Origin of the sequence: Stenotrophomonas nitritireducens, from assembly GCF_050984405.1 — a bacterium.
GTDB classification, from domain to species: domain Bacteria; phylum Pseudomonadota; class Gammaproteobacteria; order Xanthomonadales; family Xanthomonadaceae; genus Stenotrophomonas; species Stenotrophomonas nitritireducens_B.
On record NZ_CP158790.1, the window covers coordinates 2,508,136 to 2,521,716 of the forward strand.

The 13,581-nt window shown below is 71.5% G+C and carries 12 protein-coding genes; 5 read left to right on the forward strand and 7 right to left on the reverse strand.

The features are described from left to right. Nucleotides 1-179 precede the first annotated feature (179 nt). The gene (locus tag ABTV91_RS11105; RefSeq protein WP_433851493.1) at nucleotides 180-359 is read right to left on the reverse strand and encodes a hypothetical protein; all 180 of its coding nucleotides are present in this window, start codon (nucleotides 357-359) and stop codon (nucleotides 180-182) included. Further along, nucleotides 352-1,662, reverse strand: coding sequence for a sigma-54-dependent transcriptional regulator (locus ABTV91_RS11110; protein WP_433851494.1), 1,311 nt, complete (start codon nucleotides 1,660-1,662; stop codon nucleotides 352-354). The genes ABTV91_RS11105 and ABTV91_RS11110 overlap by 8 nt, the downstream gene beginning before the upstream one ends. 291 nt (nucleotides 1,663-1,953) lie before the next feature. On the opposite strand from ABTV91_RS11110, the gene ABTV91_RS11115 reads away from it, so the two are divergent. The 3 genes from ABTV91_RS11115 to ABTV91_RS11125 all read left to right on the forward strand — a co-directional run bounded on the left by ABTV91_RS11115 (nucleotide 1,954) and on the right by ABTV91_RS11125 (nucleotide 5,441). Beyond that, nucleotides 1,954-2,331 (forward strand): response regulator, encoded by a 378-nt coding sequence (locus ABTV91_RS11115; RefSeq protein WP_433851495.1) that lies wholly within the window; start codon nucleotides 1,954-1,956, stop codon nucleotides 2,329-2,331. Beyond that, a complete protein-coding gene (locus ABTV91_RS11120) occupies nucleotides 2,315-3,709 on the forward strand; it encodes a sensor histidine kinase (protein ID WP_433851496.1) in 1,395 nt (464 codons plus the stop codon). Before ABTV91_RS11115 ends, ABTV91_RS11120 begins: the two co-directional genes overlap by 17 nt. Nucleotides 3,710-4,076: 367 nt before the next feature. Next, complete coding sequence (locus ABTV91_RS11125) at nucleotides 4,077-5,441, forward strand: hemerythrin domain-containing protein (RefSeq protein WP_433851497.1); 1,365 nt, start codon at nucleotides 4,077-4,079, stop codon at nucleotides 5,439-5,441. Nucleotides 5,442-5,740: 299 nt separating this feature from the next. Here ABTV91_RS11125 and ABTV91_RS11130 read toward each other — a convergent pair whose 3' ends face one another. After that, a complete protein-coding gene (locus tag ABTV91_RS11130; protein ID WP_433851498.1) occupies nucleotides 5,741-6,376 on the reverse strand; it encodes a LysE family translocator in 636 nt (211 codons plus the stop codon). Continuing rightward, nucleotides 6,373-7,230, reverse strand: a complete 858-nt coding sequence (locus ABTV91_RS11135) for a hypothetical protein (protein WP_433851499.1) — start codon at nucleotides 7,228-7,230, stop codon at nucleotides 6,373-6,375. Before ABTV91_RS11135 ends, ABTV91_RS11130 begins: the two co-directional genes overlap by 4 nt. A gap of 88 nt (nucleotides 7,231-7,318) precedes the next feature. Here ABTV91_RS11135 and ABTV91_RS11140 point away from each other — a divergent pair, with 88 nt between their 5' ends. Next, nucleotides 7,319-8,272 carry a helix-turn-helix transcriptional regulator gene (locus tag ABTV91_RS11140; protein WP_433851500.1) on the forward strand — a complete coding sequence of 318 codons (954 nt, stop codon included), beginning with the start codon at nucleotides 7,319-7,321 and terminating at the stop codon, nucleotides 8,270-8,272. Between the two features lie 58 nt (nucleotides 8,273-8,330). Here ABTV91_RS11140 and ABTV91_RS11145 read toward each other — a convergent pair whose 3' ends face one another. Together ABTV91_RS11145 and ABTV91_RS11150 are read right to left on the reverse strand one after the other, a co-directional pair. Continuing rightward, nucleotides 8,331-8,801 carry a DUF2269 family protein gene (locus tag ABTV91_RS11145; RefSeq protein ID WP_433851501.1) on the reverse strand — a complete coding sequence of 157 codons (471 nt, stop codon included), beginning with the start codon at nucleotides 8,799-8,801 and terminating at the stop codon, nucleotides 8,331-8,333. Next, nucleotides 8,782-10,062: an SDR family oxidoreductase gene (locus ABTV91_RS11150; RefSeq protein ID WP_433851502.1), complete on the reverse strand. Its 1,281-nt coding sequence runs from the start codon at nucleotides 10,060-10,062 to the stop codon at nucleotides 8,782-8,784. The genes ABTV91_RS11145 and ABTV91_RS11150 overlap by 20 nt, the downstream gene beginning before the upstream one ends. A gap of 24 nt (nucleotides 10,063-10,086) precedes the next feature. Here ABTV91_RS11150 and ABTV91_RS11155 point away from each other — a divergent pair, with 24 nt between their 5' ends. Continuing rightward, nucleotides 10,087-10,536 (forward strand): hypothetical protein, encoded by a 450-nt coding sequence (locus ABTV91_RS11155; RefSeq protein ID WP_433851503.1) that lies wholly within the window; start codon nucleotides 10,087-10,089, stop codon nucleotides 10,534-10,536. Between the two features lie 125 nt (nucleotides 10,537-10,661). Here ABTV91_RS11155 and ABTV91_RS11160 read toward each other — a convergent pair whose 3' ends face one another. Beyond that, the gene (locus ABTV91_RS11160) at nucleotides 10,662-13,517 is read right to left on the reverse strand and encodes a bifunctional diguanylate cyclase/phosphodiesterase (RefSeq protein WP_433851504.1); all 2,856 of its coding nucleotides are present in this window, start codon (nucleotides 13,515-13,517) and stop codon (nucleotides 10,662-10,664) included. Nucleotides 13,518-13,581: the final 64 nt, after the last annotated feature.

Consider the following 13,581-nt stretch of genomic DNA (forward strand, 5'->3'; position numbering starts at 1 on the left):
ATGGAAGAACGGATACGCGATGCGGTCGCAAATCCCATGCCAGCGGCGAAGGCAGGAAAGACGCGGCGCCGGTGGCCGACGACGGCGCCTGAACCTGCATCTTGTGCACGGGCATGAAGATTCTGCAGGGCGTCGCCCGGGCCGCAGGGCCCCGCCGGTGAAATCCCGCGCCGCGCGGCTCAGCGCGGTCCGGATGCCGCAACCGCCTTCGCGCAGCGCTGCGCGGCGAGTTCGATCCTGTGCAGCGTGTCCTTCGTTTCCGCCGACGCGTCGCGCTCGAGCTGGCGTTTCAGCAGCGACAGCCCCATCGCCACCACGTTCAGGTCGTTGCGCAGGCGGTGCAGCGTGCGCTCATCCATGGCGCCGGTTCCGCGCCAGATGGTTGTGCACGGTGCGCACGCTGACCCCCAGGCTGCGCGCGGTGGCGGTCTTGTCGCCGCCGTGGAAGGCGAGCGTGCGCCGCAGCATCTCCTCCTCGATGTCCTGCAGCGGCGTGCCGACGCGGAACTGCACCACCTCGCCGCTGTCGGGCGGGCGTCGGCCCAGCGCCAGCGGGTTGATCTCGACCATCGGCCCGCCGGCATTGAGGTAGGCGCGCTCGGTGGCGGCGATCAGCTCGCGCACGTTGCCGGGCCAGGAATGCCGCAGCAGCCGCGCGATGCCGGCCGGGTCCAGCCGCTTCGGCGGGCCGCCGTACTTGTCGTTCAGGGCCGCGACGAAGCGGTTGGCCAGCAGCCGCACGTCGTCGCCGCGCGCGCGCAGCGGCGGCAGCTCGATGACGTAGTGGCCCAGCCGGTAGAACAGGTCCTCGCGCAGCATGCCCTCGTCGGGCAGGCGGTTGGTGGCCGCCACGATGCGCACGTCCACGGGAATCTCGCCGGTCCCGCCGACGCGCACCACGCTGCCGGTCTCCAGTACCCGCAGCAGGTACACCTGCAATGCCGGCGGCATCTCGCCGATCTCGTCCAGGAACAGGGTGCCGCCATCGGCCTGTTCCAGGAAACCGGCATGGCGGTTGGCCGCGCCGGTGAACGCGCCGCGCTCGTGGCCGAACAACTGGCTGGCCAGCAGTTCGGCGGGCACCGCGCCGCAGTTCACGCACACCAGCCGGCCGGGACGCCCGCTGTGCGCGTGCACGGCGCGGGCCACCAGTTCCTTGCCCGTGCCGGTTTCGCCCAGCACCAGCACGTTCAGGTCGGTGGGCGCCACGCGCAGGATGTCCCGCTTGACCCGGCGCATGGCCGTGCTTTCGCCTACCAGGTGCTGGTCCAGCCGCTGCTGTCCGTGGATGCGGCCGTCCACGTCCTCCTGCACGCGGCGGAACAGCTGTTCGAGCGCATCGGTGCCGACCGGCTTGCCGATGAACTGGGTGGCCGGCGTGGCCACCGCGCGACGGATCTGCTCGGCGTCGCTGGTGCCGGAGACGAAGACGATCTGGCCGTGCCGGTCCGGGGGAATGCGGTCCAGCAGATCCAGGCCCGTGCCATCGGGAAGCGCCATGTCCAGGATGGTCAGGTCGACCTCGTTGCTGGACAGCCAGAACGTGGCGTCGGACACCGTGTGGAACTGGTGCGTGAGGAAGCCTTGACTCCTGGCGACCCTCGTCAGGAACACGGAAAAATCGGGATCGTCGTCGACGATGGCCAGGGTTGGAGCGGACACTCGCATCTCCTTCGTTGCACGCGGACGACGCTAGGCGCGTGGTCGTTATTCCGCTGTCAGGGGTGCGCGCATACCGTTGATCGGCGCAACACATCGGCGCCGCTGCACGCGCCCGGCGCAAGCATCGCGGACGACGGAGCAACCCGCGTGCGTGCACGCAGCGGTAAATGCGTTACGCCACGGCGTGCGTGCGCGCGGGCGAGCGGCGCTTCCGACGCCACGCTCCCGCGCTCACATGCTGCAAACACCGCCGTATCCATATTCATCCATTCGCGCGAGGGATGAACGACGATGAATGCCAGCCTTGCCGGGCGCCGGATCCTCGTGGTCGAGGACGAGTACATGCTCGCCGAATGCCTGCACGACCTGTTGCGGGGCGACGGTGCCGAGGTCCTGGGCCCCGCCAGTTGCGTGGAAGACGCCAACGCCCTGCTGGACCGCCATCCGTTGCCGGACGCGGCGGTGCTGGACATCAACCTGGGACGGCAGAGCGTCTACCCGGTGGCCGACCGGCTGAGCGGGCAGGGCGTGCCGTTCCTGTTCACCACCGGCTACGACCACGGGCTGATCCCGGAGCGGTATTCGGACTGCCTGCAGTGCGTCAAGCCGTTCGGCGTGGACGACGTCAGGGCGCTGCTGCTGGAGCTGCTGCATGCCGATGCCCGTTGACGCGGGTGGCGCAGAGGCAGGAGGGCCGCGCCACGGCGCGCCCGCGCACCTGGCCGGCTGGGTCTGGCACGTCGGCAGCGACGCGATCACCTGGGCCGATTCAGGCTTCGAGATGGATGGCTACCGGCCCAGCCTGGTCGCCCCGGACATGCGCGGGCTGCTGTCGCGCGTGCACGAACACGACCGCGGCCGCCTGCACGCGCTGCTGCTGCGCGCGGACGAGGAGCGCGTGGATTCGACCTGCCACTTCCGCTACTGGCTGCCGGACGGGCAGCAGCGCCACCTGCTGCTCAAGACCCTGTTCCGGCTGCGCGATGCCGGCGGCCCGGGGCGGGTGGCCGGCACCCTGCACGACGTCACCGACCATGTCGATATCGAGAAGGCGCTGCATGAAAGCATGGCCCGCTTCGCGCAGTTCGGCGAAGCCGCGTCCGACGTGCTGTGGATCCGGAACGCGCGCAGCCTGCGCCTGGAATACCTGAGCCAGGCGTTCGACGGCCTCTATGGCTGCGACCGCGGGACCATGCTGGCGAACCCGACGCTGGACAGTTGGACCCGCCTGATCCTGCCCGAGGACCGGCACCGCGTGCACGAGGCGCTGGAGCGGGTCCGCGCGGGCGAACGCATCGTGGTCGAGTACCGCATCCGCCGCGGCGACGGCGCGATCCGCTGGATGCGCAACACCAAGTTTCCGCTGCTCGACTGCGAGGGCCGGGTGGTGCGCATCGGCGGCATCGGCCACGACGCCACCGAGGAGAAGGAGGCGTCCGGCCGCGCCCAGGTGCTCATGGCCGAGCTGCAGCACCGCACCCGCAACCTGATGGCGGTGATGCGCGCGGTGGCCGAACGCACGCTCGACGAGTGCGGGACGCTGGGCGAGTTCCGCGACGCGTACTGCAACCGCATCACCGCCATCGCCCGCGCCCACACCCTGCTCTCGAGCCTGGACGAAGGCGGTACCGTCACCTTCGACCGGCTCCTGTTCGAGGAGCTGGAAGCGCATGGCGCCGACCGCGCCCGCGTGGTGCTGGACGGACCCGGCGACGTCGCCCTGGAGTCGGCGACGCTGCAGACCCTTGCCCTGGCGCTGCACGAGCTGATGACCAACGCCACCAAGTACGGCGCGCTGTCGGCGGCGTCGGGGCGGCTGGAAGTGCGCTGGCGCCGCGGCCGGCGCGAGGATGGCACGCCGGTGCTGCGCATGGAGTGGAACGAGGTATCGCACGGCACCGCGCCGCCGGATGACGGCCGGAAGGGCGGGTACGGGCGTGAGCTGATCGAACGCGCCTTGCCGTACCAGCTCAAGGCGCGCACATCCTACCGGCTGACCGGCCACGGCGTGGAGTGCGTGGTCGAGGTTCCGCTGCCCGTGCGCTGAATGCCGCGGGCCGTTCCCGGCCCGACCCACGCCGCTGCACGACAGGCATGCCGGCAAGGGCGCGCCGCGTCGACGATGGCACTCGCCTCGCGCACCGCTCCGGTTGCATGCCCGCGCATTGCCCGCCGCATCGCGGCGCCTTGCGAGGGCCGTCGAAGGGAATGCGCAGGCGGCCGCATACCGATGGCGGCCGCATTGCCTGTGCTGATGCCTTGCGCCGGAAATATTTTCACCGGTGCGCACTTGCTTCGCGCCCATCGAGGCGCCGACGCGGCGGAAGTGCCTTGAAAACGCCGTGTCCGCGTGATGCGCGGGGTTGGCATGGTGTGTGCTGACTCCCCTGTTACCCGCACACGGAGTCCCGCAGATGAAGGCAAAAACCACCAAGGCCGCCGCGACCAGGACCGCCGGCAAGAGCGCCGCGGCCGGCGCCAGCAACGCCGCCGGCAAGGCCGCCGGCAAGACGCAGGCCGGCGCCTCGTCCACCGGGCAGGACGCGGTCGCGCTGCTCAAGGCGGACCACCGCCACGTCGAGCAGATGTTCGCGCAGTGCGCCGCCACCGAGGACCCCGACGACAAGTCCGAACTGGTCAGGAACATCGGCAACGCGCTGGTCATCCACGCGATGCTGGAAGAGGAAATCTTCTATCCGGCGTGCAGGGACGGCGGCATCGAAGACGCCGTGATGGACGAGGCGCAGGTCGAGCACGACACGCTCGGCATCCTGATCGAGGAACTGACCGGCAGCGGTCCGCAGGCGCCTTACTACGACGCCAAGGTCAAGGTCCTCGGTGAATACGTGAAGCTGCATGTCCGCGAAGAAGAGAAGCCGAGCAGCGGGATCTTCGCAAAGGCCGTTTCATCCGGCCTGGACATGGCAGAGCTGGGGGAACGCCTGAAGGCCAGGAAGCAGGAACTCGAACTGCAGGCCGAAGCCGAAGGCGTGATTCCCCCGACCTCCCGCTCGCTCGGCAACCAGCGTTATTCCGATCATGGAGATATGAACATGGCACGATACAACCAGGGACGCGACGACCAGGGTCGGTTCGTGAGCGATGACGACCGCCGCTACTCCAGCCGCGGACGCCAGGACGACGACGACCGCCGCTACAGCCGCTCCCGCGACGACGAGCGTTCTTCGCGCGGGCGCGACGATGATGACGACCGCGGCCGCTACAGCCGTTCGCGCGATGACGACGACCGGAGCGGTTCGCGTGGCGGCCATGGTGGCTGGTTCGGCGACCCGGAAGGCCATTCGCGCGCTTCCGAACGCGGTTGGGAAGGCCGCCGCAACGACGATGACGACCGCGGCGGCCGCTACAGCCGTTCGCGCTACGACGATGATCGCGGTGGCTCCAGCCGCTCGCGGTACGACGACGACCGTGGCAGCTACAGCCGTTCGCGCGATGACGACGACCGCGGTGGTTCGCGGGGCGGTCACGGCGGCTGGTTCGGCGATCCCGAGGGCCACGCGCGCGCGGCCGAACGCGGCTGGGAAGGGCGCAGGGACGACGACGACCGTGGCGGCCGTTACAGCCGTTCGCGCTACGACGACGACCGTGGCGGCTCCAGCCGCTCGCGTTATGACGACGACCGCGGCGGGTCCTCGCGCGGCGGCCACGGCGGCTGGTTCGGCGATCCGGAAGGCCACGCCCGTGCCGCCGAGCGCGGCTGGGAAAGCCGCAGGGACGATGACGACGACCGCGGCCGCCGCAGTTCGCGCGGCCGCTGAGCAGGCCGTGCGCCATTGCGCCGCACGAAGGGCCCGTTTGCGGGCCCTTCGTGCGTTGCTGCTCGCGCGCGGAAGCGACGCCATCGCCGCTGCGCATGTTCCTCGGCTGCCTGCGTGCAGCACTTCCACCGCCAGCGCCAATGCTGCTCCCGGCAGAGTGAGCACAGGGGAGGGCGGAAAGTGGCGGGTTCCCATCCCGCGGTACGCGCACCGCTCCGCATCGAAGTGCGGCGCGAACTGTTCCGCCAGCAGGAGGGCGATGCCCGAGGGCGTCCAGCGTTGAAGTGCACCGACTGCGCTCACGCCAGGCGCCAGCCTTCCCACGCGGTGAACGCCGCCACCGCCACCAGCAGCGCGCCGACGCCGCGCGCGGCGCGCAGGTTGGCCGCGGGCCGCGATTCCAGCCAGCTGCGCACGCGCTCGCCGACCAGCGCCATGCCGCCGTACACGCCGGCCTGGCAGGCGGCGATGATCGCCCACAGCACCGCGGCCTGCAGCCACAGCGCGCCCTTGCCGGGCTGCAGGAACTGCGGGAATACCGCCAGCATGAACAGGTAGGCCTTGGGGTTGAGCAGGCAGGTGACCAGGCCCTGGGCGAAGCTCGCCGCGCCGCCGCGCGCCGGCATCGACGGCAACGCGCCGAAGGTCGCGCGGCTACGTAGCAGCGAAACGCCGATCCAGGCGATGTAGCAGGCGCCGGCCAGCAGCATGGCGTTGAAGGCGGCGGGCACCAACGCCAGCACCGCCATCACGCCGAGCACGCCCATCAGCACGTGGCAGGCGCCGCCCGCGATCACGCCGGCGGTGGCGAGCAGGCCCGCGCGCCGGCCGCCGACCAGGGCGTTGGCCGTGACGCAGGCCATGTCCAGGCCCGGCAGCAGCACCACGCCGAGCACCATCACGAAGAACAGCCACAGGTGCGCGGCGCCGGTCATGGCGCGTCCTGCGCGGCGGCGGCGTCGAACGGCAGCCAGCGCAGGCGCGAGCGCGGCGTGGGGTCCATGACGATGCGTTCGACCGGGCCGCGCAGCGCGCCGCCGGCGCCCAGCTCGCGTTCGACGGTTTCCAGCCGCGGCGACAACGCGCGCAGCGCCGCTTCGTCGCGGCATGCGCCCAGCCACACCAGCCATGGGCCGTCCCCGCGGACCGGCAGCTGCGGGAAGTTGTTGGGCACGTCCAGCGACACTAGCACGCCGGCACCCTGCACGCCCGGCCCGTCGTAGGCCGCGAACGCGCGTTCGGCGCGCGCGGCCAAGGCATCGATGTGATCCTTCTCCACCGCGAACACCTGCGCCACCACGATGCCGCCGGCACCGCGGGGCTCCACAACCGGGTCGACCGCCGGCAGCACGGCGACGCCGCGTCCGCGGTGCAGCGGCCGCATCAGCATCACGTTGTCGCTGTCGGGTAGGATCGCGTTGACCTTGGCGCGGTGCTCGCGCCACAGCGGGCCGTAGTAGAAGGCGGCGTTGACCACCGGCCGCGCCGGCAGGTCGTGGAATCCGCGCAGCCAGGTGAAGCGCTCCGGGTCGCCGCGTTCGGCGAACTGGCCGAACACCATGGCGCCGAGCTGCTCGAACGCTTCCGGGAAATAGGCATCGAAATAGCGCGCGAAGTCGCCGCGCCGGCCCGCGGCGGTGACATAGCGCCGGAACTCGACGACCTGGTAGTCGTGCAGGTGCGCCACCGTTTCCATCGGCGGCGGCAGGGTGGGCGAAGGCGCCGCCTGCGCCGCGAGGGGCAGGGCGCAGAGGCTGGCGGACAGCGTGAGACGGGCGGCAGGCGTCATCGGGGATTCCCGGGTTGAATGGATCGCCGGCCTACCGTAAAAGCCAATCAGGGCAGATTGCGCCCTGATTGAATCGGGAATCGCGGCCATGACCCTTCCGACCACGCGTGTCCTGGCGGTGCTCGAACTGCTGCAGGCCCATGGCCGCATGAGCGGCCCGGAGCTGGCGCGGCGCGTGGGCGTGGATGGCCGCACCCTGCGCCGCCAGATCGCCACGCTGGAGGCGATGGGCGTGCCGGTGACCGCCGAGCGCGGCCGTTATGGCGGCTACGCGCTGGTGCCGGGGTTCCGGCTGCCGCCAATGGTGTTCAGCAACGACGAGGCGCTGGCGCTGTCGGTGGGCCTGCTCGCCGCGCGCGGCCTGGGCCTGGCAGGCGCGGCGCCGGCGTCGGCCAGCGCGCAGGCCAAGCTGGAACGGGTGATGCCCGAGGCCCTGCGGCGGCAGGCGCGCGCCATCGACGAGAGCGTGGCGCTGGACATCGCCGGCGCCGGCGCGGGCAGCGGCGTGGACAGCGCCGCGCTGGGCGTGCTGAGCCAGGCGGCGCGGTCGCGCCAGCGCGTGCACCTGCGCTACCGCGCCGCGGGCGGCGCCAGCGAGCGCGATTTCGATCCGTGGGGACTGGCCTGGCGCGGTGGCCACTGGTACGCGGTCGGCCATTGCCACCTGCGCGGCGGCGTGCGCTCGTTCCGGCTCGACCGCATCGAGCACGTGCACGGCGTGCCGGCCAGTTTCGGCCGCCCGCACGGCTTCGACATCCTTGCCCACCTGGTCGCTTCGATGGCCACGCTGCCGCGCGCGCATGCCATCGAGGTGCTGCTGCATGCCGACCTGGCCACCGCGCGGCGCGGGATCTTCGCCACCCTCGGCGTGCTGGAGCCGAGCGGCGAGGGCACCCGCCTGCGCGCGCAGGCCGACGACCTGGACTGGTTCGCGCGCGAACTGTCGCGGCTGCCGTTCGACTTCGAGGTGCGCCGCCCCGCGCAACTGCGCTACGCCCTGCAGGCGCAGGCCGCACGGCTGCAACGCCTCGCTTCGGCCTGAATGCCTAGCCTCGCACCGCGTGCGGCGGACGCAGCCGGCGCGATGCGTGGCGCGCGTTTCACCAGAACGTCTGCCTGGCGGTCATCAGGTAGAAGATGGCCAGGAACGAGAGCAGCGCCGGCACGCCCAGCGCGGCCCAGGCGCCGAGATGGCGGTCGTACTCCAGCGGCAGGGGCTGGCCGCTCTCCGCCGCGGCGCGGGCGATGTCGCGCAGGCGGATCTGCAGACGCACCACCGGCAGCCAGCACAGGGCGGCGATCAGGAACAGAACCAGCGACCAGTACAGCCACGGCGTGCCCAGCGGGATGCCCAGGCGATGGGCCAGGTACAGCCCGGACAGCGGCTGGAACACCACGGTGGTGGCGGTGAAGATCCAGTCGGCCGCCACCACCAGCCGCGCGACCGCCGCCACCACGCGCGGATCGCGGCCGCGGCTGGCGAACAGCAGGTAGAAGGCGGTGCCCACGCCGGTGCCGAACAGGAAGGTCGAGGAAAGGATATGCAGGTACTTAACCAGCACGATGTCCACGCGGGGCCTCCAACCAGAGCAACAGCAGGGTCAGGGCAAGCAGCGGCAGGTTCTTGATCATCGGACCATAGGGATGCGCCCAGTACTCCGGTAGCCACAGGCCGATGACCACGCTGTAGAACAGCACCACGCCGATCTGGACCATGTAGGCCGCCCGCCGCCAGCGTCGTACCCACATGCCCAGGCCCAGCGCCGCATCCAGCGCCGCGGCGGCATACAGCGATGCAGGCGCCAGTGCAGCCGGGACGTGCGCGCGCAGCAGCAGGTCGAGGCTGGCGGCCTGCGGGAAGACGAACAGCGATACGTACGCGGTATACAGCCAGGTCAGCGACAGGCTGGCGCGCAGCAGCGGCAGCATGTTGGCGAGTATCGCGTCGCGGCGCAGGGCCGGACGCCGCGCCGGCGCGACGAACGTCCCAGGATCGCGTGGTTCGCGTTGCAGGAGCGCGCGCCAGGGGGCCGCGTCGCCGGTATTGGGCAGGGCCAGCATGCGCAGCGCATCGCTGTCGAACGCACGGCCCGGCAGCCACCGCAGCGCGCCGGCCGCCGCCCGCGCCACGCGGTCGGGGATGCGCAGGACACGCCGCGGGCGCGCGTCCGCCGGCGACAGCGCCTGCAGATAGGACGCCAGCGGCATCGCCCGCGGGCCGACCGCGTCGATCTGTGGCGGAGGATCGGGGTGTTCCAGCAGCGCGGCCAGGCCGTCGACCAGGTCGTCCAGGTGGATGGGCTGCACGTCGGCCGTCGTGGCCGGCAGCGGCAGCCACGGCAACGCCGCCAGCCGCTGGAACAGCAGGCTGCTGGCGCCGTCGTCGGCATAGACCAGCGACGGCCGCACCACCACCGGCATGCCCGGGAAGGCACGCGCGCAGCGGTCGCCGCGCGCCTTGCTGCGCCAGTACGGCGTGGGCGCGAGCAGGTCCGCGCCCAGCGCCGATATCTGCACGATGCGCGCGACACTGGCCGTCGCCGCGGCCTGGAAAAGGCTGCACGGCCCTTTCACGTGGATGTCGTCGAAACTCTGCTGCCGTCCTTCCTTGAACACGCCCGCGGCGTTCACCACCACGTCGACACCGGCCAGCGCATCGGCCAGCGCCTCCACGTCCGGCGCCGCGAAATCGAAACGGACCACCTGCGCCCCCGGTCGCCGCCGCACCATGGCATCGACGTCACGCACGCCGAGGATCACCGCATGTCCCGAACGCTCCAGCCTGTCCGCCAGGGCGGTGCCGATCAGGCCGCTGCCGCCGGCGATGAACACCGTCAGCGGCCGTTCTGGCGGCGCTTGCTCGTCCGCGCCCTGTGTTCGGGCAGCTGCGCCAGCGTCTGTTCCAGCGTGCTGGTGTCCTGGTTCAGCCATCGCCGCAGCCGCGCCGCGGCTGCCGGCACCAACGCCACCAGCCACTGGATCTGGCCGCGGCAGGCGCACCTGCGTACCGGCTGGAGCCTGCGCCATACCCTGACCGGCTACCTGATTCATCACGCCTCCTCGGTGTTCTGGGCCACGGCATTCGAAGCGCTGCGCAACGGGCGGGCCGCGCCGCGCCGCACGCTTGCGCTGGCATCGGCCACCGCGGCCACGGCCTACCTGGTGGACTACAGGGTCGTGCCGCCGCGGCTGACGCCGGGCTTCGAAAAGCGGCTTCGATCCACGGACATGTTCTGCATCTACGCGGCGTTCGGCGCCGGCCTTGCCTTGCCGTGGCTGTTGGCCAGGGGCAGGCCGAAACCGTAGTCCGATCGTTCCAGCGCAGCACGGCCGTCGCCCGGAAAGCTCGTCTGCGGTTGCATCCTCCGTCTCCGTGCATTCGCGGCGCATGCACGGCCGTGAGGCCGGCGTCGAGGCCGGCGCGGCCCCCTCTAGGGGGCGTCCGCCGTTCCCTGCGTGCCGGCGCGCGCGCCACGCTCGAGCCAGGCAGCGAAGTCCTGCAGCGGCATGGGGCGGGCGATCAGGAAACCCTGCGCGCTGTCCACGCCATGATCGCGCAGCCATTGCAGCTCGAGCGCATCCTCCACGCCCTCGGCGATCAGCTCCAGCCCCAGGCCGCGCCCGAGCGCGATCAGTGCCTCGCAGATCGAAGCGTTGCGGCGGTTGCGGTGCACGTCCTGGACGAAGCTGCGGTCGATCTTGAGGTGGTTGAGCGGCAGGTCGCGCAGGTAACTCATGCTGGAAAAACCGGTGCCGAAGTCGTCGATCGAGACGCACACGCCTTCGCGCTGCAGTTCTTCCATCGCCGAGCGGGCGATCTCCGGCCGCTGCAGCATCGCCGTCTCGGTCAGCTCGACGTGCAGCGCGCCGCGCGGCAGCCGGTAGTGCGCATGCGCCCGCCGCAGGTGGCCGGGAACCGCGCCGGACATGAACTGCACCGCCGAGATGTTGACCGCGATGGAGATCGAATCGTGGCCGCGCGCGCCCAGCAGCTGCCGCGCCTGCGCCGCCTGTTCGATCACCCATTCGCCGATGGGCACGATCATTCCCGACTCCTCGCACAGCGGGATGAAGGTGGCCGGGGACACGTAGGCGCCGTCCACGCGCCAGCGCAGCAGCGCCTCCGCGCCGGTGACCACGCCATCGCCGATGCGCAGGATCGGCTGGTAGAACAGCTCGAACTCGGCGTTCGCCAGCGCGGTCCGGAGCCGGCCCACGGTCGCCAGCCGCTCCGCTGCGCGTTCGGCCATGCGCGCCGAATAGTGCATCGTCGCCTGGTTGTGGGCGCGCGCCTCCAGCGCCGCCAGCGCCGCGTGCCCGGCCGCCTGTTCGGCCGCTTCGCCGGGCTGCTGGAAGGCGATTCCCAGCCACGCCTGCACGCGGTGGCGGCCGGTGTCCGCGTCGATGGACAAGGCGAGCGCGGCCTTCACCGCGTCGACCAGCTCATGCCAGTTCTCCGCCTGCCGCATGGCCAGCACGAAGGCATCGGAGGGCGCGTAGGCGACCAGGCCGTGGCCTTCGCCGATCCGCGCCAGGCGGCGTGCCATGCACAGGATGATCTCCTCGCGCGTGCGCGTGCCGAAGGTCGGCGAAACCAGTTCCAGGTCGCGCAGCTGGACATGCACGAAGGCCGGCGCGCAGCGCGCCGCGCCCGCGCCGCTCCACCCGTCCACCGCGTCGAGCAGCGAGCGCAGGTGCAGCAGGCCGGTGCTTTCCTCGTGGGTCGCGCGCCACTGCAGGTCCTGCTCGTAGGCCACGCGCTCGCTCACGTCCTCGGCCAGCACCAGCCGCGCGTCGTGCCCGTCGAAACGGATCGTGCTGCTGTGGATGCGCACGTGGATGAGCCGGCCATCGCGGGTGACGTGCTGCCAGACCGGCGCCGAATCGCGCGGTTCGGCGGCGTCGGCCACCGAGTGCCGTACCGCGGTGGCGGCGCCTTCGGGCCGGATCTGCAGGATCGTCATCGCCAGGAACTCCTCGCGGGAATAACCGTAGCGCTGCACGGCGGCGGCATTGACCGCGAGGAAGCGCAGGGTGGCGATGTCGAACACCCAGAACGGCAGCGGGTTGCGCTCGAACAGCTCGCGGAACTGCGATTCGGCGTGCTCCAGCTGCGCCTGCTGCTGCCTGCGTCCGGTGATGTCCATCAGGGTGCCGGTCATGCGCTGGCCGGCATCGTGGTGGGCCACGGGCGCGCCGCGCGCGCTTATCCAGCGGACCGCGCCATCGGGCAGCACCACGCGGTATTCGAACGCGAAGGGCTCGCGTTTTCCCCACGCCTCGGCGAAGCCGGCCTCTACGCGCTGCCTGTCCTGCTCGTGGATGCGCTCGAAGAATGCCTGGGCCGGCAGGGGTGCGCTGCCGTGCGGCAGCCCGAACAGGTCGCGCGCGGGCGCCGACGCGTGCACCTGCCCGTCGGTGGCGTCGATCGCCCAGACGCCCGTGCGCGCCGCTTCCTGCGCCTTGCCCAGCCAGTCGGCCTGGCGCTGCAGTTCGGCATGCACGCTACGGCGGACCGCTTCGGCGGCGGCCACGCGCCGGCTCAGGTAGCGCATCCCCAGCCAGTAGAGCAGGAGCAGCCCCAGCGAGGCCGCGGACGAGCCCAGCCACGGCGCCAGCGCTTCGGCGCGCGACATGGAAACGACGACCACGAAGGGATAGCCGCTGGCCGAGGACCGGCTGACGAGCTGCCCGCCGGATGCCGGCGGCGTGGCGCCAATGCGCCGTTGCGCCAGCACGGCGCCCGTCGCGCCGAGCAGGGTGGCGTTGCCGCGCCGGCCCACATCGGCGCCGTCCAGCATTTCCTGCAGTTCGGACAGGCGCAGCCGCGCCACCAGCCAGTTCTGGCCCGGGGTGCGCACGACCAGCGGAAGCACGGGCCGCGACCGCCCCTCGTGCAGCACGTTGCCCGGCACCAGCCTGCCGGTCCGGCTCGACTGCAGCACCGCCGGCGGCACCGCCTGCCCGGTGGAGTTGACGCCCTTGTAGAGCGGCTGTCCGTCCCTGCCGACCAGATCGATGTCCTGCAGTTCGGCGTTGCGCGCGATCACCCCGCGGATGGTGCCGGGCAGGTCCCACGCGGCCGGATCGACGGCATAGCCATCGGCCTCGGCGGCCATGCCGTTGAGCGCTCTTTCCAGATTGCGGATCTCGTACCGGAGCAGCTTGTCGATGCCGGCGGCGACGGCGGCGCTCTGCCGCCGCGCCGCGTCCAGGCGGGCGAAATAGCCATGGACCACCATCGATACCAGGCCGGCGCTGAGCGCCAACCCCAGCAGCGTGCCCACCCACCGTACTCTTGGCGTCGCGCCGTCGGTCCCGCCTGTCCGTGTCACTCTCCAGCCTCCGCTC

What these genes read in the sequence shown, in the direction of transcription:
- ABTV91_RS11105 (WP_433851493.1), bottom strand. Translation starts at nt 359, where the DNA reads ATGGATGAGCGCACGCTGCACCGCCTGCGCAACGACCTGAACGTGGTG.
- ABTV91_RS11115 (WP_433851495.1), top strand. Translation starts at nt 1,954, where the DNA reads ATGAATGCCAGCCTTGCCGGGCGCCGGATCCTCGTGGTCGAGGACGAG.
- ABTV91_RS11120 (WP_433851496.1), top strand. Translation starts at nt 2,315, where the DNA reads ATGCCGATGCCCGTTGACGCGGGTGGCGCAGAGGCAGGAGGGCCGCGC.
- ABTV91_RS11125 (WP_433851497.1), top strand. Translation starts at nt 4,077, where the DNA reads ATGAAGGCAAAAACCACCAAGGCCGCCGCGACCAGGACCGCCGGCAAG.
- ABTV91_RS11130 (WP_433851498.1), bottom strand. Translation starts at nt 6,376, where the DNA reads ATGACCGGCGCCGCGCACCTGTGGCTGTTCTTCGTGATGGTGCTCGGC.
- ABTV91_RS11135 (WP_433851499.1), bottom strand. Translation starts at nt 7,230, where the DNA reads ATGACGCCTGCCGCCCGTCTCACGCTGTCCGCCAGCCTCTGCGCCCTG.
- ABTV91_RS11140 (WP_433851500.1), top strand. Translation starts at nt 7,319, where the DNA reads ATGACCCTTCCGACCACGCGTGTCCTGGCGGTGCTCGAACTGCTGCAG.